The 25,369-nt window shown below is 54.3% G+C and carries 21 protein-coding genes; 6 read left to right on the top strand and 15 right to left on the bottom strand.

The genetic code is table 11. The annotated features are described in order from the left end of the window. Positions 1-91: 91 nt before the first annotated feature. Together fabA and fabB are read left to right on the top strand one after the other, a co-directional pair. Positions 92-607 carry a 3-hydroxyacyl-[acyl-carrier-protein] dehydratase FabA gene (fabA, locus tag REH51_RS09765; protein ID WP_009723939.1) on the top strand — a complete coding sequence of 172 codons (516 nt, stop codon included), beginning with the start codon at positions 92-94 and terminating at the stop codon, positions 605-607. A gap of 12 nt (positions 608-619) precedes the next feature. After that, on the top strand, positions 620-1,837 hold the full coding sequence (fabB, locus tag REH51_RS09760; RefSeq protein WP_498935567.1) for a beta-ketoacyl-ACP synthase I: 1,218 nt from the start codon (positions 620-622) through the stop codon (positions 1,835-1,837). A gap of 61 nt (positions 1,838-1,898) precedes the next feature. On the opposite strand, the gene REH51_RS09755 is transcribed toward fabB, so the two are convergent. Then, complete coding sequence (locus REH51_RS09755) at positions 1,899-2,639, bottom strand: lysophospholipid acyltransferase family protein (protein ID WP_009723941.1); 741 nt, start codon at positions 2,637-2,639, stop codon at positions 1,899-1,901. Beyond that, complete coding sequence (locus REH51_RS09750) at positions 2,636-3,526, bottom strand: sugar nucleotide-binding protein (RefSeq protein WP_009723942.1); 891 nt, start codon at positions 3,524-3,526, stop codon at positions 2,636-2,638. The genes REH51_RS09755 and REH51_RS09750 overlap by 4 nt, the downstream gene beginning before the upstream one ends. A gap of 271 nt (positions 3,527-3,797) precedes the next feature. Between REH51_RS09750 and REH51_RS09745 the strand changes: the two genes are divergently transcribed. Then, positions 3,798-4,181, top strand: coding sequence for a DUF4168 domain-containing protein (locus REH51_RS09745; protein WP_009723943.1), 384 nt, complete (start codon positions 3,798-3,800; stop codon positions 4,179-4,181). A gap of 126 nt (positions 4,182-4,307) precedes the next feature. On the opposite strand, the gene REH51_RS09740 is transcribed toward REH51_RS09745, so the two are convergent. Both REH51_RS09740 and REH51_RS09735 read right to left on the bottom strand, forming a co-directional pair. Continuing rightward, entirely contained in the window at positions 4,308-4,952 is a 645-nt protein-coding gene (locus REH51_RS09740) for a single-stranded DNA-binding protein (RefSeq protein ID WP_009723944.1), read from the bottom strand. Positions 4,953-5,129: 177 nt separating this feature from the next. Beyond that, the gene (locus REH51_RS09735) at positions 5,130-6,509 is read right to left on the bottom strand and encodes an MFS transporter (protein ID WP_498937741.1); all 1,380 of its coding nucleotides are present in this window, start codon (positions 6,507-6,509) and stop codon (positions 5,130-5,132) included. A gap of 172 nt (positions 6,510-6,681) precedes the next feature. On the opposite strand from REH51_RS09735, the gene uvrA reads away from it, so the two are divergent. Further along, the gene (gene uvrA, locus REH51_RS09730; RefSeq protein ID WP_009723946.1) at positions 6,682-9,531 is read left to right on the top strand and encodes an excinuclease ABC subunit UvrA; all 2,850 of its coding nucleotides are present in this window, start codon (positions 6,682-6,684) and stop codon (positions 9,529-9,531) included. 179 nt (positions 9,532-9,710) lie between these two features. Then, positions 9,711-10,451: a Crp/Fnr family transcriptional regulator gene (locus REH51_RS09725; RefSeq protein ID WP_009723947.1), complete on the top strand. Its 741-nt coding sequence runs from the start codon at positions 9,711-9,713 to the stop codon at positions 10,449-10,451. Between the two features lie 106 nt (positions 10,452-10,557). Here the strand turns inward: REH51_RS09725 and REH51_RS09720 are convergent, their stop codons facing one another. Continuing rightward, positions 10,558-11,352, bottom strand: coding sequence for a hypothetical protein (locus tag REH51_RS09720; protein WP_009723948.1), 795 nt, complete (start codon positions 11,350-11,352; stop codon positions 10,558-10,560). A 59-nt stretch (positions 11,353-11,411) separates the two neighbouring features. Further along, complete coding sequence (locus tag REH51_RS09715) at positions 11,412-13,523, bottom strand: adenosylcobalamin-dependent ribonucleoside-diphosphate reductase (RefSeq protein ID WP_498935565.1); 2,112 nt, start codon at positions 13,521-13,523, stop codon at positions 11,412-11,414. A gap of 208 nt (positions 13,524-13,731) precedes the next feature. On the opposite strand from REH51_RS09715, the gene REH51_RS09710 reads away from it, so the two are divergent. After that, positions 13,732-14,286: a hypothetical protein gene (locus REH51_RS09710; RefSeq protein ID WP_009723950.1), complete on the top strand. Its 555-nt coding sequence runs from the start codon at positions 13,732-13,734 to the stop codon at positions 14,284-14,286. Between the two features lie 12 nt (positions 14,287-14,298). Here REH51_RS09710 and REH51_RS09705 read toward each other — a convergent pair whose 3' ends face one another. The 9 genes from REH51_RS09705 to flhB form a co-directional block, all read right to left on the bottom strand. Next, positions 14,299-16,338: a sensor domain-containing diguanylate cyclase gene (locus REH51_RS09705; protein ID WP_498935563.1), complete on the bottom strand. Its 2,040-nt coding sequence runs from the start codon at positions 16,336-16,338 to the stop codon at positions 14,299-14,301. Between the two features lie 23 nt (positions 16,339-16,361). Beyond that, positions 16,362-17,033, bottom strand: a complete 672-nt coding sequence (locus REH51_RS09700) for an OmpA/MotB family protein (protein ID WP_498935561.1) — start codon at positions 17,031-17,033, stop codon at positions 16,362-16,364. Positions 17,034-17,037: 4 nt separating this feature from the next. Then, on the bottom strand, positions 17,038-17,853 hold the full coding sequence (locus REH51_RS09695; RefSeq protein WP_009723953.1) for a motility protein A: 816 nt from the start codon (positions 17,851-17,853) through the stop codon (positions 17,038-17,040). 39 nt (positions 17,854-17,892) lie between these two features. Next, on the bottom strand, positions 17,893-18,594 hold the full coding sequence (locus tag REH51_RS09690) for an RNA polymerase sigma factor FliA (protein WP_009723954.1): 702 nt from the start codon (positions 18,592-18,594) through the stop codon (positions 17,893-17,895). Positions 18,595-18,620: 26 nt separating this feature from the next. Next, entirely contained in the window at positions 18,621-19,034 is a 414-nt protein-coding gene (locus REH51_RS09685; RefSeq protein ID WP_143759763.1) for a flagellar protein FlhE, read from the bottom strand. Between the two features lie 134 nt (positions 19,035-19,168). Continuing rightward, a complete protein-coding gene (locus tag REH51_RS09680) occupies positions 19,169-19,747 on the bottom strand; it encodes a hypothetical protein (RefSeq protein ID WP_009723956.1) in 579 nt (192 codons plus the stop codon). Further along, positions 19,744-21,963: a flagellar biosynthesis GTPase FlhF gene (flhF, locus tag REH51_RS09675; protein WP_498935559.1), complete on the bottom strand. Its 2,220-nt coding sequence runs from the start codon at positions 21,961-21,963 to the stop codon at positions 19,744-19,746. The genes REH51_RS09680 and flhF overlap by 4 nt, the downstream gene beginning before the upstream one ends. Positions 21,964-22,015: 52 nt before the next feature. Next, positions 22,016-24,100 carry a flagellar biosynthesis protein FlhA gene (gene flhA / locus REH51_RS09670; protein ID WP_009723958.1) on the bottom strand — a complete coding sequence of 695 codons (2,085 nt, stop codon included), beginning with the start codon at positions 24,098-24,100 and terminating at the stop codon, positions 22,016-22,018. Then, a complete protein-coding gene (gene flhB, locus REH51_RS09665; RefSeq protein WP_009723959.1) occupies positions 24,097-25,263 on the bottom strand; it encodes a flagellar biosynthesis protein FlhB in 1,167 nt (388 codons plus the stop codon). The genes flhA and flhB overlap by 4 nt, the downstream gene beginning before the upstream one ends. Positions 25,264-25,369 lie beyond the last annotated feature (106 nt).

The following is a 25,369-nucleotide window of genomic DNA, read 5'->3' as shown; positions in this document are numbered from 1 at the left end:
GAAAAACACGATAAGTGTCCGACGACGTGCATTCAGAGGTTTCGGGAAGTAGACTAGACCCAACTACCATCTTGATACTCGGAACGATTCAGTGACCAAGCAACATTCCTTTGATCGCGAAGAACTGCTGGCCTGCTCGCGCGGCGAGCTATTTGGCCCCGGAAACGCACAGCTTCCGGCTCCCAACATGCTGATGCTTGATCGCATCATGCACATTCACGAAGAAGGTGGTGAGCATGGCAAAGGCGAGCTAATCGCCGAACTGGACATCACCCCGGACCTGTGGTTTTTTGATTGCCACTTCCCCGGAGACCCAGTCATGCCAGGCTGTTTGGGGCTAGATGCCATGTGGCAGCTTGTGGGCTTCTACCTGGGTTGGCTTGGCCACCCTGGGCGTGGACGTGCACTCGGCTGTGGCGACGTTAAATTCAGCGGCCAAATTCTACCCGACGCGAAAAAAGTGACGTATCACATTAATGTGAAGCGCATTATTACCCGTCGGCTTATTCTAGGCATCGCCGACGGCACTGTGTCCGTCGACGGACGCGATATATACCAGGCTAATGATCTGCGCGTTGGCCTATTCACCTCCACTGCGAATTTCTGACAGGAGGCTCCCATGCGACGAGTGGTAGTCACCGGCCTTGGCATCGTGTCGTGCTTAGGCAACGACCAGCAACAGGTCTTAGACGCGCTCAAAAACGGGCGCAGCGGTATTCGTTTTAAGGAAGAGTACGCCGAACGCGGCTTCCGTAGCCATGTAGCGGGTAGCGTCGACATCGACCTTGATTCCCTCATTGACCGCAAACTTCGCCGATTTATGGGCGATGCTGCAGCTTATGCGTATGTGTCTATGGCACAAGCGATTGAAGATGCAGGGCTCTCTGAAGAGCAGGTGTCCAACGAACGGACTGGGCTTATTGCCGGGTCTGGCGGGGCATCCAGTGCAAATCAGGTAGAAGCAGCAGATGTCATGCGCGAAAAAGGCCTACGCCGTGTGGGGCCGTACCGAGTTACCCGCACAATGGGTAGCACCGTGTCGGCATGCTTGGCAACGCCGTTCAAGATCAAAGGCGTAAACTTTTCTATCTCGTCTGCCTGCGCAACCTCTGCTCACTGCATTGGTAGTGCGATGGAGCAAATCCAGCTAGGCAAACAGGATGTCGTGTTTGCCGGTGGTGGCGAAGAAGAGCACTGGACCCTGTCTTGCTTATTCGATGCGATGGGAGCCCTTTCAACGCATTACAACGATACGCCAGAAAAGGCCTCTCGCCCCTACGATCAGGCCCGCGATGGGTTTGTCATCGCTGGCGGTGGCGGCATGTTAGTGCTTGAAGAACTGGAGCACGCTAAAGCTCGTGGTGCCAAGATATATGGCGAATTGGTTGGCTATGGTGCTACCTCCGACGGCCACGATATGGTTGGCCCTTCCGGTGAAGGTGCCACGCGCTGCATGCGTCAGGCCATGGCGACGGTTCAGGGCGATATTGATTACATCAACACCCACGGAACGTCTACGCCAGTGGGCGATGTTGCAGAGTTGAAGGCGATTCGTGAGGTCTTTGGCAATACAACACCTGCCATGAGCTCAACCAAGTCGCTTACCGGCCATTCGTTAGGCGCAACCGGCGTTCAAGAGGCGATTTATTCACTGCTAATGATGCAACACGACTTCGTCGCTGCCTCAGCTAATATCGAGCAACTCGATGAGCAGGCGGATGGGTTCGACATCGTTAGAGAACGGCGTGACGGCGTTACCATCGACCGGGTGCTTTCCAACAGCTTTGGGTTTGGCGGTACTAACGCTTGTTTGGTTTTTCAGCGCTTTGATGGCTGATTCCTGGTAATGCGATGTACGTCGCAACACGATGTAAAAACGGCGCCTTAAGGCGCCGTTTTTATGTTGAACGAGAGGTTGGCCGAGGCACATCTGAAATCTCTTGCAACTGCCCTTCAATCCAGGCTTCAACATCTACCAGCACTTCGTCAGGTGTACGGCCTGCAGTTTCTATAGGCGCACCGATACGAACCCTTAGCACACCTGGGCGCTTTACCCAATGACGCCCAGGCCAGCGCTCACCAGCATTGTGCGCCACTGGCAGCACCGGCACACCTGCTCGGCAAGCCACCACGCTACCACTCTTGTTGTAGCGCTTACGGATGCCCGGGTCGACACGCGTTCCCTCTGGAAAAATGAGCACTGAAAGCCCAGTTCCCAGTCGCGCGACGCCTTGCGTCAACACCTGCTTCATAGCGCGGGCAGGCTTAGAGCGATCCAGACTAATCGGCCGCAACAGACGTAACCCCCAACCAAAAATAGGGAGTCGCAGTAACTCTTGCTTTAGAACCGTGCACACTGGCGGCTTCATCACCTGCAGAAACACCGTTTCCCACTCGCATTGGTGGTTTGCCTGAATTACACAGGGGCCAGCCGGAATATTTTCTCGCCCCTGAATGTCATAACGAACGCCACACGCCACTTTGAACCACACCATCAAAAAATGGTTATAGAGATTCAACAAGCGATAACGGGCAGCCAACGGCAGGAACGGCGCAATTGGCAAAAATAGCATGCCAATCAACAGCATGGCCGAAAAATACCCCGCGTAAAAAACCAAGCTGCGAACCAGATTGATCAAGCCAACTCTCCTGTCCCTTCGCCCTGCTGTTGTTCCCGCGTCAAACACCAAGCATCCAGCATACGCCCTACCTCCAACCGCCACGGCTTTTGATGTACACCAAACACATCGAGCACACGCCGGCAATTTAATACTCGCCGTAGCTTGGCATCATGGTGATGATTAAGTGCTTGCACATCGCCAAGTGCCACGTTTTCACCGCGTCCTTCCAAATGGGTTGCCAACTGAGTGCGCACCATTGAGGTAAACGTAAACGCGCTAACTGGCTCTGTACCCGCTAAGTGGTAAGCCCCCCAAGCATCGGCCCCACAGACTTGCTGCTGCAGCATGCCTATCAACGCCATGGCGACGGCATCGGCAGACGTAGGGCAAAAAATGACATCTTCAGCGGCACGCGCAGGTTGCCCTATCATCAAACTATCGATTATTTCGTTTAGCCACGCATGGCTGCCTTCCAGCGCAAACAGGGGGCCCAAACGAACGATTAGGTGCCGGTGATACTCAGCACGGATACGATCACCCGCTTGCACCAAGCGGCGCAGGCTCTCATCCCGTGGGGCAGGTACCACATGTTCATCAATAGGGATCTCAAAACCGTCTTCGTAAAGCTGGTCTGAAACACACCACACCAACGCAATGCCCTGTGCTTGGCAAGCATCCATACAAGCATCAACGGCATCGGCATGAGCCGTTACATCGGCAGGTGCCATGCTAAGTGGGTGCGCCAACGGCGGAATAATCACCGCATCAGGTGTTATCGCCTGGAGCTGAGCTGAGGTAATCGTACTACCCTGCTCAATAACAAGCTCAGTATCCGTTCGGCGACTGGCTTCTTGGGCTAACGCCAAGCTTAAACAGTGCCCTGCATCTAGTATCAGCAACTTCACGAAGGCTTCTCTCCTTTGGCGTGTCGTCGCCACGCTTACGATTTTGATCGTCCCCAGCTGACCATTCTAAACGTTAACGGACGAATCGGCACATGCCGCGGAGAAGACAATAAGCCTTATTGGACAAATATATTCCCCCTGGCATCGGTACAGTCCAACCCCAAACCCCAGTTAACACTTGATCATATTTCACAGTGAACGGTAGATCTTTGCCGCCGTCACAGGGGGTGCGCAGATTAAGCGACCTTGACATCTACTATTGGAGTTATCGATGAAAACTAAGACAACTATTATTGCCGCCGCTTTGTTAAGCCTAGGTCTTATGGCATCCGCCAGCGCCAACGCTCAACAAGAAACTGCGACGAATGCAGCAACTCAAGCTACCGTGCCCACTATTGAAATTTCTAATCAACAACTTCAACAATTCGCTAACGCATCAGAAGAAGTCGTTACGTTGTCACAAGAATATACCCAACAGTTAAACTCAACCGAAGACGAAGCCGCTCAGCAGGCAATTCAAGCGGAAGCAAATGATAAAATGATTGATGCTGTTGAAGATAATGGTCTGGACGTAGATACGTTCAATATCATTGGCCAAGCCATTCAGGCAAACCCTGAGTTAATGCAGCGTGTGCAGGAAATGGTTGGCTCCTAAACCGTTATCACGTTCAAGTGGCCAAAGAGGTGGTGCATCATGCACCACCTCTTAGTGTCACGTCTCGGCAGCACTGCCCTAAAACGGGACTTTTAGTGGTCACCCGCCCAATTAAAAAGGTGTTGGTTAGAACGGAATTTCGTCGTCAAAATCATCGAAATTGCCAGGATCAGGAGCACCATAATTGCTGTTTTGATTGGCAGGGGCTGGTTGGTTTTGTTGTGGTCCACGAGCAGGCTGAGGCGCTCCGCCGTAGTTACCCTGTGGAGCACCGCCTTGGGGAGGGTAGCCACCCTGCTGAGGCATACCGCCGCCCTGATGGTTTTGGGGGGCCGGTTGCTGTGGCGCAGGCTGCTGCTGGGCAGGGGCGCCTTGCGCAGGATTGTTTTGCGCATAACCCCCTTGGGGAGCTCCTCCACCCTGGAAGTCGCCGCCACGGCTATCTAACATCTGCATGTCGTTAGCGACAATTTCGGTGCTGTAGCGATCCTGACCGTTTTGGTCTTGCCATTTACGAGTTTGCAGACGACCCTCAATGTACACCTTAGAACCCTTTTTCAGGTACTGCTGGGCAATCTCGGCGGTTTTATTAAACAGCACAATGCGGTGCCACTCGGTACGCTCTTGGCGCTGCCCGCTCTGACGATCCATCCAGGTGTCAGACGTCGCCAAGTTCAGGTTGGCTACCGCCGTTCCCGAGGGCGTAAAGCGTACTTCTGGGTCTTGGCCCAGGTTACCAATCAAGATGACTTTGTTAATACCGCGCGCCATAGGTCGCTCCTTTCAATAATCGGTCATATATCGATATCAGTGCCGCCAAGGGTATCACTGATACGGCTGCAAGGCCTGAATGCCATGCAGCGAATGTGTGTTAACGCTTCGATAATGTATTTAAACGTAGGTGTTTGAACGCTTGCTGTGTTCCGGCTCAGAAACGCCCCTGACGTATTAAGTCTTAGGTGGTGATAACAACCTCGTCAGCGCTGCCTGGTCGAGCTCTTTGCGATTCACTTTTAGGTACATCAAACGCTCTTCCGGCACCACCATCCCGTCCTCTACACCCACCACATCAGCAAGATGTTCCATCAACAGATTTAATGCATCGGGCTGAGTATCGTGCAGTGCCACTACTTCGCTGGAAAGAGGCGGTGGTGACGGCATACGCCACATCGCCAGCCACCACAGCAGCGCCAGCCCTGCACAGCCGATAAACACCGCGTCGAGCCCCCACATATTCGACAACAAACCACCCAGCGTACCCCCTAAAAAAGCGCCCAAAAATTGGCTGGTAGAGTACACGCCCATCGCAGTGCCTTTGGCACCCGCGGGTGCCAACTTACTGAGCATTGATGGCAGCGTGGCTTCGAGCAAGTTAAATCCTGTAAAAAAAACAAATAGCCATGCGAACAGCCAGCCCTCTTGGGAGAATGGCAGCCCAAGGCTGCTCAAACTAATCACGATGGCGCCGATTGCCAGCAGGCACATTAATTTCATGCGCTGGCGTTTCTCCGCCACGATCACCAACGGCACCATGGCAATAAACGACAGCGCCATAATCGCTAGGTAAGCCAGTCCGTGATACTCAATGGCGACCCCTGCATTTAATAGCCGAAACGGGACAGCGACAAAAATCGCCATTAGCACCAAATGCAGCGAAAAAATTGACAGGTCTACCCGCCATAAATCAGGCCGCGTAATAACGCTTTTAAACTGCTGGCGATCCATTCCCACATCGCGGTGGTGCAAACGGCGTGGCGCGGGTGGCACCCACCGCCACAGCACGACTAAACCGACAAGCGTTAGCAGCGCGGTAAACCAGAAAACCCCCGCCAGCCCTGCCCAGGCCGCCAGCCAAGGGCCAAGAACCATGGCAATGGCAAACGACACGCCTATAGAAAGCCCAATCGTGGCCATTGCCGCCGTGCGCACCTGCTCACGGGTTTGGTCTGCCAGTAGCGCCATAATCGCTGCGGCAACTGCCCCACAGCCCTGCAACGCACGGCCCAAAATAACCCCACCAATGGAATCTGCCATGGCAGCGACCACGCTACCTGCTGCGAAAATCAGTAAGCCCATAGCAATGACGCGTTTACGACCAATACGATCTGACAGCAGGCCAAAGGGTATCTGTAACGTTGCCTGAGTGAGCCCATAGATACCCAGTGCGACACCAATTAGCAGGGGGGTAGCACCGCTTAAGGTGTCAGCGTAAAGCGCCAACACCGGCAGCACCATAAACAACCCCAGCATACGAGACGCATAAAGCCCGGCTAAGCCGCTGATTGCACGGCGTTCAGTGGCCAGCAGCAGTGCGGAAACCTTGCGCATAATACCCTTGTGGTCAATAAAGAGGCTGAACAGCCAGAGATAACCGTCCATTCTAGCGCTTTGTATCCACGCTGGAAACGCCAAGCGCTGCCCCCATATCAATAATGGGGTTTTGCCGGGAAGGGTACAGCAAACGTATAATTACGCTTTTGCCACGCGATTCGAGGTGTTGATGGACAGCATTCTGGTCAGGGGTGCACGCACCCACAACCTCAAGCAGATCGATGTGGAGCTGCCCCGCGACAAACTTATCGTGATTACCGGCCTTTCTGGTTCAGGTAAATCGTCGCTGGCGTTCGATACGCTCTACGCTGAGGGACAACGCCGCTATGTGGAATCGCTTTCCACCTATGCGCGTCAGTTCCTTTCGATGATGGAAAAGCCCGATGTGGATCACATCGAAGGGCTTTCGCCTGCGATCTCTATTGAGCAGAAATCCACTTCCCACAACCCCCGCTCTACCGTCGGCACGATTACCGAAATTTATGATTACCTGCGCCTACTGTTCGCTCGGGCAGGCACGCCTCGTTGCCCTGAGCACGGGGAAGAACTGGAAGCGCAAACCATTTCACAGATGGTCGACCAAGTTATGAACCTGGCCGAGGGCACCAAGTTAATGCTGCTGGCGCCGGTGGTGAAAGGTCGCAAAGGGGAGCATCTGCAGCTACTCGCAGAGCTGCGGGCTCAAGGCTTCGTCAGGGTACAGATTGACGGCCAAGTGCTAGAACTTGACGACATTGCCCCCCTGGACAAGCGCAAAAAGCACGATATCAGCGTGGTCGTTGACCGTTTTAAAGTGCGCGATGATATTGCCCAGCGTCTGGCAGAATCGTTTGAAACCGCGATCAACCTCGCCGACGGTACGGCGATGGTCCACTTTATGGATGGCGATCAGGAAGACCTCGCCTTTTCATCACGCTTTGCCTGTCCGGTCTGCGGCTATTCGCTTTCTGAGCTTGAGCCGCGGATGTTTTCGTTCAACAATCCGGCAGGTGCCTGCCCCACCTGTGATGGCCTAGGCGTTCAGCAGTATTTTGATCCCGATAAGCTGATTAGCCATCCTGAGCTATCGCTAGCGGAAGGCGTGATTAAAGGCTGGGATCGTCGCAACATATATTACTTCACCCAACTGCAGGCGCTCGCCAAGCATTACCAGTTTGAGCTTGAAACGCCGTGGGTTGAGCTGGCCAGTCATGAGCGTGAGATTATTTTAAACGGTAGTGGCAGCGAACAGATTCCCTTTGTGTATGTGGGTGACCGTGGCCGCAAGGTGACCCGCGAGCACGCCTTTGAAGGCGTACTGCCCAATATGCAGCGTCGCTATCGGGAAACCGAGTCCAACATGGTGCGTGACGATCTAGCCAAGTATATCGCTGTGCAGCCCTGCGCCACCTGTGGCGGCTCGCGGTTGCGCAAAGAGTCACGTCATGTATTTGTCGATGACCATAACATTGCCGATATCGTGCATTTGCCTATCGGTGAAGCGTGGCGCTACTTTGCCGAGCTTTCCCTACCAGGCCGCAAAGGTGAAATTGCCGATAAGATTGTTAACGAAATTCATGCCCGTCTGGAGTTTTTGGTCAATGTAGGGCTGGACTATCTGAACCTTGAGCGCAGTGCTGACACGCTTTCAGGTGGTGAAGCCCAGCGAATTCGCCTCGCCAGTCAAATCGGCGCGGGACTAGTGGGCGTCATGTATATTCTTGACGAGCCCTCTATCGGCCTTCACCAGCGAGATAACGACCGCTTGTTGAAAACTTTGGAGCGCCTGCGAGATTTAGGCAACACGGTGATTGTCGTCGAGCATGACGAAGACGCAATTCGCGCGGCTGACCATGTTCTAGATATCGGCCCAGGTGCAGGTGTCCATGGCGGTGAAATCGTCGCTCAGGGCACCCCTCAAGATGTGATGGACAACCCCAATTCGCTGACGGGCCAGTACTTGTCGGGGACACGGGAAATTGCTGTCCCTCCCTACCGTATTCCTGGTAACCCTGAAAAACAGTTGGTGGTAAGCGGCGCGACTGGCAACAACTTGCAGGACGTCACCATCAGCCTGCCGCTAGGGCTATTTATCGCTATCACCGGCGTCTCAGGCTCAGGTAAATCAACGCTGATTAACGGCACTCTGATGCCCATCGCCGCCCGTGAGCTAAACCGTGCCACCACGCTCACTCCCGCTCCTTATCGAAAAATAGAAGGGCTGGATCAGCTTGATAAAGTGATCGATATCGATCAGAGCCCCATCGGCCGTACGCCGCGCTCAAATCCAGCCACCTACACCGGTATTTTCACACCGATTCGCGAGCTGTTTGCGGGCACCCAGGAAGCACGTTCGCGGGGCTACAAGCCAGGCCGCTTCAGCTTTAACGTTAAAGGCGGCCGCTGCGAAGCGTGCCAAGGCGAAGGCATGATCAAGGTAGAGATGCACTTTCTGCCGGATATTTATGTGCCATGCGATGTGTGTAAAGGCAAACGCTACAACCGCGAAACGCTGGATATTCACTATAAAGGCAAAACGATCCACGAAGTGCTAGCCATGACGGTAGAGGACGCTCTGGAATTCTTTAGTCCAGTGCCTGCTATCGCTCGCCGTTTGCAGACCCTGTTGGATGTGGGCCTCTCCTATATTCGCCTAGGGCAAAGTGCCACTACCCTCTCTGGCGGCGAAGCGCAGCGTGTCAAATTAGCCCGTGAGCTAGCCAAGCGGGACACCGGCAAAACGCTTTATATCTTGGATGAACCCACCACCGGCCTGCATTTCGAAGATATTCGCCAGCTACTCACGGTACTCCACCGCCTGCGTGACCACGGCAATACCATTGTGGTGATCGAGCACAACCTGGACGTCATCAAAACGGCTGACTGGATTATTGATCTTGGCCCGGAGGGTGGCTCTGGCGGTGGGCAGATTATTGCCGAAGGCACCCCTGAACAGATTGCCAAGCAGAGCATTTCCCACACCGGACACTTCCTGGCACCGCTGTTAAAACGCGGTAATCGTGCCAAAAAAACGTCCTGACGCGGCTCCCAGGGAGAGCCTTCGCTCGCCCTGGGAATGGTACAAAGCCAGCAAACGCTAACGTACAACAAGCGGGCAAACCGGTGTCACGAAAAGAGCAAGCAACATTGGCGGGCTCTGTTTATAGTAATCAACAACGCGGCCTGTTAACCGTTGCTAATCTTTAGGAGAAGGACGCTGTGGATCAGGATAAAAGCTGCATTATTAGCCACTTCAGTCACTACTGCTCACTAACCGAAGAAGAAAAAGCGTTACTGAACGCATTGGAAGAGAGCCCTACCGATATCAAAGCAGGGGCACTGCTGTGGGAGGTGGACTCACCCGCGAATGAGTTCTGCACCCTACGCAGTGGCTGGGCTTACTCCTATCGCCATTTAGAAAACGGTGACCGGCAGATTCTGGAAGTGTTTTTACCTGGCGATATTATTGGTTTACGGGAGTTTGCGTTTTCCAAACGGCTGGAAAATGTGCGCATGATCACTGATGGAGTCGTCTGCCATTTCCCCCATAAGCGCATGCTAGACCTGTTTCGTCAGTCACTGACGCTCACCTCGGTAATGTTCGCTATTGGCAGCCGCCACCAGGCACTACTAACGGAGCGGCTGGTTAACTTAGCGCGACGCAGCGCTAGGCAAAAAATGGCCCACTTTCTCCATGAAATGTACCTGCGCTTACGCCAAACCAACCGTGACATCAGCGGACAGTTCCGCTTGCCACTTTCTCAGGAACAATTAGCCGATATTCTAGGTTTAAGCCCGGTTCATGTGAGCCGAACCTTTAGTGCACTGAGTGAAGATGGCTTGGTGTTCCGTGACCGCCATAACGTCACTATTCCCGATTTAAAGGCACTGGCTACCGAAGGGGAATTCGACGACTGCTATTTAACCGATAACGTCAGGCCGCTACTTATTAGCGCCTGAGCCTTAGCGCCTGAATCAAAGGCTCATTTTTTGTTTCCCCAAAACGCCCAACGCCGCGTGGCTATCTAGGCCACGCGGCGTTGTTTGTTGGCTAGTTCTGCCTAATTTAGCCGCACTTAGACCAGCCGCAGCCTGCATAGCAGGTTGGGCAGCCATCCATCATGATGAGCTCACCGCGACATTCAGGACAGTTACCCACGGTTGCCGGGCCACTGCCTTCAGGCTTTTTTGCGGCGTTTTCTTGCTCGGCAGCACCGCCAATCGGCTCTACAGCGCCGGCAGCCGGGCTAGTGTCTGGCTCGTCGACCGGTGGTTGCCAAGCATGGCCATGCTGCATGCGGTGCGCATAACGCTCTACCAGCATTTCTACCGGTACTTGATTGCCATCTTGGTCCAAGAAACCGCGCCGATAGAGAATTTGCTGGATCGACCAGGCAATCGCTGCCACTTCAGAATCGTGGAACATTGGTTTGTTCCAGCGGTTCATACCACAGCGCACTAACCCTTTATCCCACGCAACTTTGCGCAGGTCAGCCACTGCTTGGGTGACATAGCCCCCACGCGCAGCAAGGGAAAGACTGCGCATCGTCGCCGTAATCCACTGATGCTCGCTGGAGAGTTGCCCTGAAGGAAAAAAGAACTCAACCGGTCGCTCAATAACCACACGTCGGCCACCCACCACGCCTTCCACGGGCATAAAAGAGACCAGCAGGTAAACCTTTTTGCGACCTTCCGCACCAACGTAAGAGATCTTTTCGGATACCGCTTCTAGCGTTCCTTCTGGACGCGAGGGAATCCTGACCGTCAGCGGATCTTCTTCCGGAAGCTCAGGGGCAGGCGCGGCCTGCTCCTGCTGCTTGATACGATAACCAACGATTTTTGAGGTAATTTCTACAGCCATGGTGTTCTCCACTTAGCAAAGGGTGTCGGGCGATGTTCTTAGCAAGGCGTAGCCCGCCCTTACCATTTGCCGTAGGTGCCCTCTTTTAAGGCATCAAACAGGTTGGCGGCGTTATGCTCTTCACCGTCGTAAACCACCGTTTCATCGCCAGTCAGCTCTAAGGTTTCGCCATTTTCCAGTTCAAACACATAGGTGGTGTTTTTCAAATCATCTTCACGTACCAGTACGCCCTGGAACGCTTCTGGATTGAAGCGGAACGTGGTGCAACCTTTCAAGCGGCTCTCGTAAGCCTGTAGGTAGAGATCCTGGAATTTCTCGAACGGGAACTCTGTCGGCACGTTAACTGTTTTAGAGATTGCCGAGTCGATCCACTGCTGCGCGGCCGCCTGAACGGCCACGTGCTGTTCGGGCGTCACCGAGTCTGCGGTAATAAAGTAGTCGGGCAAATCGCTTTCCACCGCATCGGCGGCAATAAAGTGACGATAAGCGGCTAACTCGAACGAGACAACCTCAACTTGCTCTTTGGTTTTCTTGCCCGATTGAATAATGTTGCGGAAATAACGGTGCGAGAACGATGGCTCAATGCCGTTAGACGCATTATTACCCATCGACAGCGAAATCGTACCGGTGGGTGCAATAGAGCTGTGGTGGGTAAAGCGTGCGCCATGCTCCGCCAGCTGCGTTACCAGCTCGGGGTCGAGTTCAGCAACTTTCGCCATGTACTGGCTATAGCGGGCATGCAGAATACGTCCAGGCACTTTATCGCCCACTTCATAGCCATCAGCCGCTAGCTGGGGACGCTCGCGCATCATTTTAGGCGTAATCGTGTGCTCTTGCTCAAGCACAGGCGCCATGCCTTTCTCTTTAGACAGTTCTAACGCTTGCTTCCAGCCTTCCAGAGCGAGGTGGCGGCTGACCTCTTCGGTAAAGGCCAGCGACGCTGGGGAGCCATAAGGGATTTTAAGCATGGTCATCGTTGAACCAAGGCCCAAAAAGCCCATGCCGTGGCGGCGCTTGGCCTCAATCTCGCGCTGTTGCTGCGGCAGTGGCAGGCCAGCAATTTCCACGACGTTATCCAGCATGCGGGTGAAGATTGCCACAACCTTGCGATAGCGCTCCCAATCAAAGCGCGGCTTGTCGCTGAACGGCTCAATCACAAACTTGGTCAGGTTGACCGATCCGAGCAGACAGGCACCTTCCGGCGGCAGCGGCTGCTCACCACACGGGTTGGTCGCGCGGATATCTTCGCAGAACCAGTTATTGTTCATGCGATTGACCTGATCAATCAGAATAAACCCAGGTTCGGCGTAGTCGTAAGTCGAGGACATAATGGTGTCCCATAGCTCGCGAGCTTTAATAACTTCAACGACACGGCAAGCCACGCGGCCTTGGTCATCTACCGTATAACCCTCTTCAATGACGGGCCAGTCGCGGTAAATCAAATCGCCCGCTTTTACATCGTCTTTTTCACCAGGGTGCAATGGAAACGCCAGCGGCCAATCGGCGTTATGTTTCACTGCTTCCATAAATTCGTCGGTAATCAACAGGCTCAGGTTGAACTGGCGCAGGCGACCGGCTTCCCGCTTAGCCTGGATAAACTCGCGAACATCCGGATGGCCAACGTCGAAGGTACCCATCGGGGCGCCTCGGCGCCCGCCTGCGGATGCCACGGTGAAGCACATTTTGTCGTAGATATCCATAAACGCCAGCGGCCCGTTAGTGCCCGCGCCAGCGCCAAACACAAACGCGCCTTTATGGCGCAGCGTCGAAAAATCGTAGCCAATACCCGCACCCGACTTCAGCGTCATGCCTGCATCAACGACTGAGTCGAGAATATCGCGCATAGAGTCGCGGATAGTGCGGGACACCGTGCAGTTAATCAGACTAACCGCGGGTTTATACGCTTCAGCGCCCGCGTTGGAAAGGATTCGTCCGGCAGGAATGGCGCCGTTTTCTAATGCCCAACGGAATTTTGGCAACCATTCGTTAGCGTTGTCGCCTTCAACCGCCGCTAACGCGCGCGCGACGCGTTCAAAGGTGGCACCCACATCCTGATCAACAGGTTGGCTATGGCGATCTTTTAACCGATATTTGGCATCCCAGATATCTTTTGATGGAACCTGTAACGGGACGTCATTCGAAGTCTTCATAGCCTTTGCTGCGGTGCTCATGTCGCGAAACTCCTTCACAACGGGGTGAATATAGCGCTCAAAACGCTGCGATTATACGTCTTGCGGTTATGAAGTATAGACTTGACTTCACACTATATGCGGCATTTTTATTGTTAAAGACTACTACATATAGAAAAATCAGCGCGTTACCTTTTGCTTATCTTAAACAAACGATAGGCTATTGGTTTTCCTGTGCGATGCCATCCTTATGCCTACTTTAAAGCCTTTATCGTTGGCGGCCTTCAGCGCCGTACTGTCCTGCACCGCGCTACCTAGCTGGGCAGCAACATTCAATATTGATGCCACACAGCCTCACGATCATTGGCAGTCAATGGCGCTGACGCTGGGCAACGAGCGACACTTTCGCGCCGTGGAAACCCACAGTTATTCGGATGCCACCTTGAGTTTGAACGCGACTCAGGGTGTTTGCGACTTACCGTGGCTGGAAATGCGGGTCACGTTGACTGAGCAGCAAGGCGAAAGCCGTGCGGTTAACCTAGTGCCTACCAGGATCCGGGTGGATGACACGCCTATCATCGACACGATGGCCGAGTTTATTACCGAGCGTGGTGATGACGGGTTTTATGCGCACTTCTATCTGAGCGACCTGCAAACATTAATGGATCAAATGAGCCAGGGCGAGCAGCTGTTTATCGGCTTCGACCAACAGGATAGTGACCCTTGGTATATGACCTTTAGTCTTGATGGTGCTGATAGCGCCATAGAGAGAATGCAGCGCTTATGTGACCGCGCTGACGACTAGCGTAGCCGCGCATCACTGCACGGTTTTTTCAGCGATTTCAACACGATTACGCCCATTGCGTTTAGCTCGATACATCGCCGCATCGGCCCGGGCGATGATAGTTTTACAGTTGTCATCGGGTTGCCATACGGCTACGCCGATGCTGACCGTAATGGGTTGATCCAAGCCATTTACCTGAAGCGTGGCCACTAGACCACGCAAGCGTTCAGCGAGCCCCTCTGCGGCTTCCATACTGGAGTGAGTCGCCAATACTACGAACTCTTCACCGCCCCAGCGCCCTAAATGATCACAGCCACGCAGTGAGCTTTCCACCATACGTGCTAGCGAAACCAATACATCATCACCCACGCTGTGGCCGAGGGTGTCATTGATCTGTTTAAAATGGTCGACGTCGAATAATAACAGCGCAAAAGCCGCTCCGTAGCGCTTTGCTGCAACCAGCTCTGCATCAATAGCCTGCTCGATGCGGTAGCGGTTCCACACCTGAGTGAGCGGGTCAAAATGTGCCAACTGCTCTAACCGCTGATTTGCCTCGGCCAGCGCTTTACGCTCGCGCTCCAGGTGCATATTGAGCGTACTGATCTCATAGGCAGAAATGGCCAGTGTTAAATCCTCTCCCAAATCCATCGCGGCTAGCCGCTCAACCCGTTGCCAGGCTTCACTTTTTCCAGTGACCTCCTCGCACCACGCGTCAGAAGGCGACATCATCATGGGCGGCAGAGGTGCTGAAGAGGGCTGCATCGCCCAGTAGAGCGTTTCCACTTGTTCAGGACGAAAAAACATCAGCCAACCACGCTGAGCAGGGTCGGTAGGCAGCGGCACGGCCAGCACACCACTCTGCTCTAGCACGTCTAAGGAGGATGTTAGCGGCTCTTTGGCTGTCTCCTGGGTACACCACGGCCCACTATGGATGTGGGCTTTTTCAATCCGCGTGACCAACTGGCTGATTACCTCCGGCTTGGGCGTATTGCCTGATTGATAGACACTGCCTTTCACCCATAACGCAACACCATTAGCACGAAAGAGCGCCTTCCATGTATCGGCATGCTCAGTAAACAGCTGATAAGGCCCCTGAGGCTTTAAGCGGTTATTGGTTGAAAGCACCAAGCTATCTTGTACGCGCTGCAAATAGCGCGCTTCTTGGCGGGCTCTTAGCAGCACCAGCCGTTGTGTGGCCATTTGCACCAAGGTGCGTACCGCGTCGCGCACAGGCGGCGTCACGGGGTACGCCGATGTCGAATGACAAAATAACAGCCCCCAAAGGCCGGTATCGCCCTGCATGGCCACGCTTAATGCACCGCGCACACCAAGGCGTTGCAAGTACTGCTGCCGCTCGGGGGCAGGCGCTCGTAAAAAGCAGTCGCTCACATCCACCGCCATGCCCTTCGGCAGCAAATCCTCACCAGGTGCTGCAACATCTTGGATCAGCCGCACCGGATGGCGCTCGTAGGCGCGCCGAAGCGCAATAGGAAAGTCCTTGGCGGGAAAGCGCTGTCCTAATAAGGCAGGCAAACGGCCTACCGGCAGCTCGACACCTGGCTGAGCACGGCCTGTAGCTAACGATTCGGCCACGATTAACCCGTGCCAATCACTATCGAAATGACACACCGACACTCGGTCATGACCCGTTAACTCTTGCACGGCCATTACCAAATAATCGAGCAGCTCTTCTTGATGCGTAGCTTCCGCTAGACGCATCAGGCGTTCGTTCACGGTGCCAAGCAAGCGCTGTTTACCAAGCGTGTTAAGGGGTTCTATCTCAATTAATACGTGCGTACCTGCCCGGTAGGCATGCAATTGGAAGCGATTTGGTCGGGCGGGACATTTAAAGGTGAGCGGCCCCGGCAAACGCTGCTGACCTTGTAGCTCGTAGCGTACGCGCTGGCTTAAGCGCTTCCCTAGAACGCTGGATAGCGTCGGGGAACGCCCTTCTGGAAGGCTTACCCCCAGCAGTACAGCAAAGTTGCTACTAATCGCCTGTATACGCCGACTGTCGTTATCGAGCACCAGTAATGCACCGAACGACTGTAGTAGCGAGTGATGCTTCGACACAGAGATAGCCTCAAGAAATCTCTTTACCCCTCAGTCTGCTGCCTTAACAGCAGTTCGACGCGTCGGTTGGCAGACCTGCCTTCTGACGTTGCGTTACTTTCCATGGGTTGGGTATCGGCGTAACCGACTGCCCGCATACGTGAAATAGCGACTCCCTGGCGCTCAAGATGCCGGACAACCGCAATAGCGCGTCCTACCGAGAGCTCCCAATTTGAGGGGAAGCGTGAGGTGGCAATGGGAATATTATCCGTATGCCCTTCTACTGAAATTTGGCCTTCAAAGGACGCTAACACTGCCAGAAGGCTTTCTAACACATCTTGCCCCTGGGGCGTTAGTACGGCGTCACCGCTAGGAAAAAGCAAGCTGTCGTCGATGCGCAGCGTAACACCTTCTTCTCCTTGAGAGACACTACCCCCGGGGATATCAAGCTCCGCCATCCGCGGCTTCAGGCCACTGTGTCGGGGATGAATACCGGTTGCCAAGCTGGCCAACGGGAGCGAGGTGACGGCACTTGCCGAGCGCATTCTATCGCTGTCAAAGGCTTCCCCTCCTCCCGGCGGCGTCAACGCAAGCAGTAGGACAAACAGCGTGATTAGCAGCGTTAACACGTCTAAGTAGCTCGTTAGCCAGCCTTCATCGCCCTCGCCTGACACAGTAGGCAATTCCAGCGCGTGCCGTGAATCACGATCTAGCATGGCGCTACCCTTTTGCCGCAGAACTAACCGTTGGCCGCGGTTTCACAGAGGCATCGCGGATCTCGTCATGATAGTTAGCAACAAAGGAATTGAGCGTTTCTTCAATAAACGAAGGCAGGCGTCGTTTGGTAATTAATGAGATACCTTCCAGCACCATGTTCATGGTGATAAGGCGCTCCTCCGTGCGCCGCTCTAGCTTGACGGCAATCGGTTTGAACACCAGATTGGCGAGCAGAATACCGTAAAACGTTGTCAGCAGAGCCACTGCCATGCGCGGACCAATAACGTCAAGATCCCCGGCATCCATCACTTCCAGCATATTGACCAGCCCCACCAAGGTACCAATCATGCCAAACGCGGGTGCGTAGGTAGCCATCGTACGAAATATCTGCGCCTCGGCATGTTCCCGCGCTTTTAATCGAGCAATGCGCCAGCGCAACATGTCAAAAATTTCATCTTCTTTCGTATTAGCAATCACCAGTTGAATTCCGGTGCGCAAAAAGGGATTACGGGTGTGCTCTAGCTCCTTTTCAACCGCCCTGACGTCGCCTTTAAACCATAGTCGCGACATTGAAACCAGTTCGTTAATATCATCACGTACATAGGTATTCTCGCGCCGAAAAACCAACCCCACAAGGCGCACCACGCGTAACACTTCTTTCAGCGGATAACTAATAAAAGTAGCGGCCAAGGTACCGGTTACCACAATGGCAAGCCCCGGCAAGTTGATAAAGCTTTCTGGCGACTCTGCAGTAAAAAACAGCACGCTTACCAGCAATAGCATGCTGGCAAAAATACCGATCAGCGTAGATGGGTTCATCAACGGCTCCTCGCCGGTTATTAGTGATTAATAGTGGCGTTAGGTGGTGTCATATAAGCGTGCGCGAAGCCTGCTAATCGCTTGACTGTGAAGCTGAGACACGCGGGACTCGGTCACTCCAAGCACCGCCCCGACTTCTTTAAGGTTCAGCTCTTCTTGGTAATACAGCGCCATCAGCAGCTTTTCACGCTCGGGTAAGGCATCAATCGCATCAATTAACGACTGGCGCTGCTGTTGATCTAACAGCTGATCAAAGGGCAGGTTATTGGCTTCCTCTTTCGCGGGTTCTGCCCCTTCTGCCACCAATTCTTCAAAGGGCAACAACTGGCCGCTGTTCGTATCGTTAAGTAATTGCTGATACTCACTGAGCGGTATATCCAGATCACGCGCGATTTCGCCCTCTTCTGGCGGGCGTCCTAACTGCTGTTCGAGGCGGCGCACCGCATCATCCACGGCTCTAGCAGAGCGGCGTACACTACGAGGTAACCAATCACGTGTGCGCAGCTCATCCATCATGGCGCCGCGAATACGCTGGCTTGCAAACGTGGCGAACGTCGCCCCCTGGGTCGCATCAAAACGCCCCAATGCTTCTAATAAGCCCACCATGCCGGCTTGAATAAGATCATCTAACTCAATACTTGCGGGTAGTCTTACCTGCAGCGTTAAGGCCTGACGTCTTACCAGTGGCATGTATTGGGTTAACAGCTCGCTCTGTTTAATCCTGCCTTGTGCTGTATACATCCTCGTGCCTCACGGCTAAACACTGTTCACTGGTAGTTCACAATCACTTGCAGTTCCTGCACCCGCACCGGGCGCTGGCCCGGCGTCAACGCAAAACGAAAGTGCAGCGGCCCATTCACCTGCTTACCGGCTAACGCAGAGGTTGAGCCCCGCATCGCGTTCAAAGGAACACACTGTTCAGGGTGGCATAGCCACGCATTAACCGGCGCGTTGACCGGCATTTGATAACGCCAATGAATACGCCCTATCGCAGCATCCTCTACTTGAGCTCCTGCCGGTGGTTGAATGGGCTGGCTGCTGACAGCTCGGTCACTCATCGCTACCAGCACGCTGGGCACCTCGGTACTCCAGCTGCCAGTAGCGGCATAAGCACTCATTGTAATGGCGCTTAGTGCCACCATCAGCACGGTTTTGAAGCTACCGACTTTGAGATAGCCCATTATGTTAAAACTTTTTGCGTAGCAGTCATGCTGCAATAACGCGTTTTGAAACCAGCGAGCATAGGCATTGTTATTCCTCATAGAGGCACTTGTTAGCCTCTGTTAAAGCGCGGCCACATTGCGTCAGGCTAGCGTCATCGCGCCAGCAGTAAAAGCTCTATATCCAAATAATAGCTGGCGGCTTCCCGCAGGTTGTCGAGCAGACCTCTACGCGGCAAGTTTGGCTCGTGCAGCGCCAGCAGCTGCCTAGGACCACCGTTTTCCTGCACTTGCCGAAGCGAGCGATACATCTGTGCGAAAGCATCGGCATCGCTATTAATCCATAACGCCCAACGCGGAAAGCGCTCTTTCAGTTGGCCAAGATTAGCGGCATCCGCCTTAACGATGTGAATATCCCAATCATCCGGGTCGCCAGCCCACCGTCGGCCCAGTACTGACCATTGGGCTAGGCGCCCTTTTACTTTAGCCACCTGCTGATCGCCACTGCTAGGCAGACCAATCACGATAAGCGGTTTTTGCGGCACAGGGGGCGGCGCCGCGGTTTGCTTTGAGGCAGCGACCGGTGGCACTGTTAAAAGATCAGTCGTAGGCGTCAGAGGCTCAGCCGCAAATACGTCTGCCGTGGGGTCGCTCTCTACAGACTGTGTTTGGCGCTGTTGGCGCTGTAAATCTGCCCACTTGCGTAGGCCCGCTGCCTGATCCTGGGCACTCATACCAGCCCCTCTCGGCTAACGCTGCTGAGCTGGCGAATAGCGTCACGAGCCATAAACGCGTGGACAAGCGCATCTAACATCGCCGTATCGCGCCGCTTGCGAGTAGTACCCAACAGCCTTAACAAATCGGAACGCAGTGCTATCGCAGCGTCATCATTAACAACATCTAAGTGCCCCGCCGCCGCCGCGATACCGCTGGCCATCAATAAGCGAACCTCAGTGCTTACCTCGCCATCATCCGAATCTTTCAACTGCTGCCAAGCGCGTTTGGTCAGGCTGGATACCCCTTCGCTTTGAAGCTGGATAACCAGAAGCGAACGCACGTCGGCACCTAACCGGGCAGGCGTTAACCAGTAACGACGCGCGATGCGTTTGCCACTTTCAGGGTCACGAACCTCCCCAACCCATGCCAACAGAGGGGTGCCGGCGGCATCTTCCACCGCCATATGGGTGTTCCATAGCTGCATCGTTTGGCCACGAAAACGCAGGTCGGTGTGATGTGTGAGCGGGCTATCTGTAAACAGCTGGCGCTGGGCATAACGCTCGCCCTGACAGTATACCCGCTGACTGGCCGCCACTAGCGTGATCCAGGTCAGGTGTTGGGCTTCTAACCACGCTAACGTGGTGGGGTCAGGAAACACGGGCAGCAGATGTACGGCGGCCCCCATCGTTTCGCCCTGGCGCAACAAACGTGATTGCCAGCCAGCAGGCTGACGATGCTGCAGGCTGGTTAGCGCAAGCCCCCCGCCGTCTGCGTCTAGTCCGAGATCGGGCATCGACCAGTCACAGCCCCGCTCATTACGGCGGGGAGACCATGCCATGCCCAGCCCCTTATCCGCACAAGGCTCGCTAGCCAATAGCGCATCCAGGCGTTTATCTTGCAACACACCCGGCAAAGAGGCGATATCCCATACCGACTCTAACGCTGAAAACCCGACAATCCTTTCACGTAGCCGCGTCAGCACAGAGCTGAGGCGACGCCCTTGGCCCAGCACATCCCGGGACCAGCGCGGTAAACTCACCGAATGGGCCCCAGGCGGGTGTGCAGCTGATGGGAAACCTCGCTCTTCACGCCCTTTCCCCAATGAGGTACTAAGGGCTTGATCAATCAACGCAGCGGGATCCGCAACCGCCATATCTTCTGGAACACGCTGCCCGTAAGAACCAAATAACACACGCAAGCCATGGCGTATGACAATATCAAGCACGGGGGCTAACCGGCCGGCTTCGTCCTGCTTGGTAATAATGCAATCATCTAACTCAGCGCCGGCCGCCCGTGCCGCTTGGCGATAGCGCAACACGACCTCTTCCAACGTTTCAGGCTGACTGGCCGCATTCAGCAGCAGCACTAAGCGCACGGACGCCTGCCCGCCCTGTAAATGGGCGATTTGTTCAATCACACGTTGGTCACGCTGGCTCATACCGACGGTGTCGATAATGACCCACTGTTTACCCTGCAACCGTCCGACTAACTCATCAATCGGCTGCTCAGCATCTAAAGCATACATGGGGGTATCAAGCAGCCGTGCATAAATTCGTAACTGCTCGTGGGCACCGATACGAAAGCTATCGGTGGTGACAAGGGCCACGGGGCGTGTACCGTGACGCATTACGAAACGCGCTGCTAGTTTCGCGGTTGTGGTGGTTTTACCGACGCCCGTTGGCCCCACCAGTGCCACAATTCCCGCTTGATCAAAAAAGCCCGTTTCTTCTTTCAGTACGGGTAACCGAGCCATTAGCTGCCCACGAAGCCACTCCATGGTAAGCGTGCTATCGGCATCTGGCTGAGCCAATGACGTCGGCAGTTCTGCCAACACTTCGTCGCTTAGCTCCTCGCTGAAACCAACGCTAAGCAGTTGCTGGCGCAAACGGGAATAGGGATCATCAGTGGCTGCTGAGGTGGGCACATCGGCAACTGACTGCCGCTGGGAAAGCAACTCCCGCATCTCTTGCATTTCACGCAGCAAGCGCTCACTCATGGCCTGAAGCGGATCTGAATCGCGCGATGAAAAAGCAATCTGGGAAGTAGGGTTAGGTGGCGGAGGCGATGAGGGGGAAGGCTCAAAATGATCGACCGCTTCATCCGCCATCGCTAGTATTTCAACACCACCCTCGGTACGGCGATTGGCGACAATTAAAGCGTCATCGCCTAATGCTTCGCGCACCTGGCGCATTACATCGCGGCTGTTGGCTCCAACAAATCGTCTCACGCTCATGCTTTACCTGTGCCTCTGTTTGATGGCTTGGAACGAGTGTTCTGCGTCAATCTCACGCTCGTCCTCCTACTACCGTGGTGACTCGCAACGTACGGTCATCCGGTATTTCTGCCTGAGACATCACCACCAAATGACGCACACGCCTGCGTAAGAAGCGCGATAGCACAGCACGCAGCGAGTGCTGAACGACCAGCACCGGTGCTTCGCCGCTACCTTCATGGCGCTCCAGGGCCTCTTGCGCCTGCGTCATGAGCGTATCCGCAAGCCCTGGCTCCATCGCGCCGTTACCATTCATGGCTTGCATAAGCACTTGCTCTAACTGGGCATCGAGCCCCATCACGTTGAGCGTTTCCTGGCCGGCAAACCACTGCTGGGTAATCGCTCGACCCAAGGCAATGCGCACCAGTGCGGTCAGCTCATTGGCATCTTTTTGCTGCCCAGCATGTTCTGCCAGGGTATCCAACACCGTGCGCATATCGCGTATCGAGACATCTTCATCCAACAGGTTTTGCAGAATACGCTGTAGTACGGTGAGCGAAATTGCTTTCGGCACAACCTCTTCGACTAGCGACTTTTGATCCTCACCCAGCTTGTCGAGCAGCTTTTGTACTTCTTGCCGCCCCAGCATTTCCGGCGAGTGGCGATGCAGCAGGTGGTTTAAGTGAGTAGCAATGACCGTACTGGCATCCACCACGGTATAACCGTACACCTGGGCATGTTCACGCTGATTGGCATCAATCCAGATGGCGGGCAAACCGAAGGCAGGGTCTTGGGTGGGCGTTCCCTGCAATTCTCCTGATACCTGACCTGGGTCGATTGCCAGCCATTTGCCCGGCTGGGCATCAGCACGGCCAATTTCTGCTCCCTTCATGGAGAGTACGTAGGTATTTGGAGGCAGTTCCAGGTTATCGCGTATGTGCACTACGGGCGGTAAAAACCCAACCTCTTGAGCAAACTTCTTGCGCACACTTTTAATACGAGCCAGCAGTTCCCCTTTCTGGCGGGAGTCCACTAGGGGAATAAGACGATGCCCCACCTCAAGTCCCAGCGTATCAACCAGCTGCACATCTTCCCAACTGGCTTCCGGTGACTCTTGTTGGGGCAGTGGCGCTGCAGATATCTCCTCTTTTACCAACGCCTGCTCTTTTTGGCGAATCAAATACCACGCTAAGCCCGCCAGCAGTGCTGTAAAAATCAGAAATACCAAGTTTGGCATCCCAGGCACCATGCCCAGCAGCCCCATCACCATCGCAGAGAGGATCATGACCTGAGGATTAATAAATAGCTGGCTGATCATTTGCTGACCAACATCTTGGTCAGTGTTGACGCGCGACACGGTGACACCGGCCGCGGTTGAGATCACCAGCGCGGGGATCTGGGCCACCAAGCCATCGCCGATGGTTAGCAACGTATACGTACGGGCAGCATCCGAAAAGCCCATATCGTGCTGCATCATACCGATCAACAGTCCACCGATAATATTGACCACCATGATGACCAAACCAGCCATGGCGTCACCACGTACAAACTTGCTCGCACCATCCATAGAGCCATAAAAATCCGCTTCCTGGGCGACTTCAGTACGCCGTTTTTTAGCGTCTTCTTCACCAATCAGGCCTGCGTTTAAGTCAGCATCAATCGCCATCTGCTTGCCAGGCATCGCATCCAGCATAAAGCGGGCGCCTACTTCGGCAATACGCCCAGCCCCTTTGGTAATAACCATGAAATTAATGATCACAAGGATCAAAAAGACCACCAGACCAACGGCAAAGTTACCGCCAACCAGGAAGGTACCGAACGCTTCGATAACTTTACCGGCCGCATCCCCGCCTTGATGGCCTTCCATTAGCACCACACGGGTCGAGGCCACATTGAGCGATAGCCGCAATAGCGTGGTAAATAACAGCACCGCGGGAAAAGCGGCAAAGTCGAGAGGCTTTTCCGCAAACATGCTGACCAGCAGCACCATGATGGCCAGCGCGATATTGAAAGTGAAAAGCAAGTCGAGCGCGAAGGGCGGCAAGGGCAGAATCATCATGCCCAAGATCATCAGGATCAGCAGCGGCCCTGCGAGCAGTTTCATGCGCACATCGCCCATCCAATCGCGCTGATTGATCAGTTGGCTTAAGCCTTTCATGATTGCGCCTCACTGCCACCGGCATCTCGATTGGAACGTTCCATTTCGGGAGGAACCGATAAATTGTCTGGGGTTGGGGGCACCTCGCCTCCTTGTTGTGCAACCTGCTTCAGGCGATAAGCCCAGGCCATCACTTCAGCAACCGCGGTATACAGTTCCGCAGGCACTTCAGCATCTAAATCCACGTGATGATACAGGGCGCGCGCCAAGGGCGCTGCTTCCAATCGCGGCACGCCAGCTTCCAAACCTATTTCACGGATACGCGCGGCCACTGCATCGGCCCCTTTGGCCACTAGCCGCGGGGCACCCATGCTACCTTCCTGATACACCAGGGCCACTGCATAGTGGGTTGGGTTGGTGATAATAACGTCGGCATCAGGCACTTTACTCATCATTCGCCCTCTGGCCATTGCTTGCTGCTGCTGACGAATACGGCCTTTAACTTGGGGGTCGCCTTCCGACTCTTTATGCTCTCGCTTAACCTCTTCCTTACTCATACGCAGCTTTTTCGCATTGCTCCAAAGCTGAAAAGGCACGTCAATCAGAATCACCACAACTAACGATAAAACAATCAGGCCAGCGGCGAACGCTGACATATTCAATGCGCTTGCCAATGCTTGTTGAATGGGCTGATTCATTAGCCCCATGAACTTACCAAGGTTGGCATACAGAAACGCCGACGCAATGCCGCCGACCAGGATTGATTTGGCAATCGCTTTGGTTAATTCAATCAATGCCTGGGACGAAAAAATACGCTTTAGCCCTTTTACTGGGTTTAGCTTTGACAGTTTGGGCTGCATTGATTTTGCCGAGACTAACCATCCTCCTAATAACGCGGGAGCAACCAGTGCAATCACCGTCAATAGTAGGAACAGCGGTAGCATGGCAAACAGCGTGCGCTGTCCCAGATCCAGCGCATTGACGAGCATCGGGGTGCTTTCCATGGCGTGACGGCGCTCGAATAAAAAGGCCTGCTCCATCACCATGCCTAACTGGTCATAGAGCATTTGTCCCATGCTCCATAGCCCAATCACACCGCCTAATAGCAGCAAAAAAGTCGCCAGTTCTCGAGACCGGGGAACTTGGCCTTCTTCCCGCGCTTTGTCTAGGCGTCGGGGCGTGGCCTCTTCGGTCTTTTCCTGATCGCTGTCGTCATCTGCCATGCGGCTATCCGGCGGTATCTTGCGTGGCTTATCATAAATTCAGCCGCCCCTAGGGACGGCTGAACAAATGCTTATAGTGCCAGATACTGCTTTTCACAATGTCTTA

This window comes from Halomonas bluephagenesis, from assembly GCF_054790765.1.
This window is presented reverse-complemented; position numbering and strand designations above follow the sequence as displayed.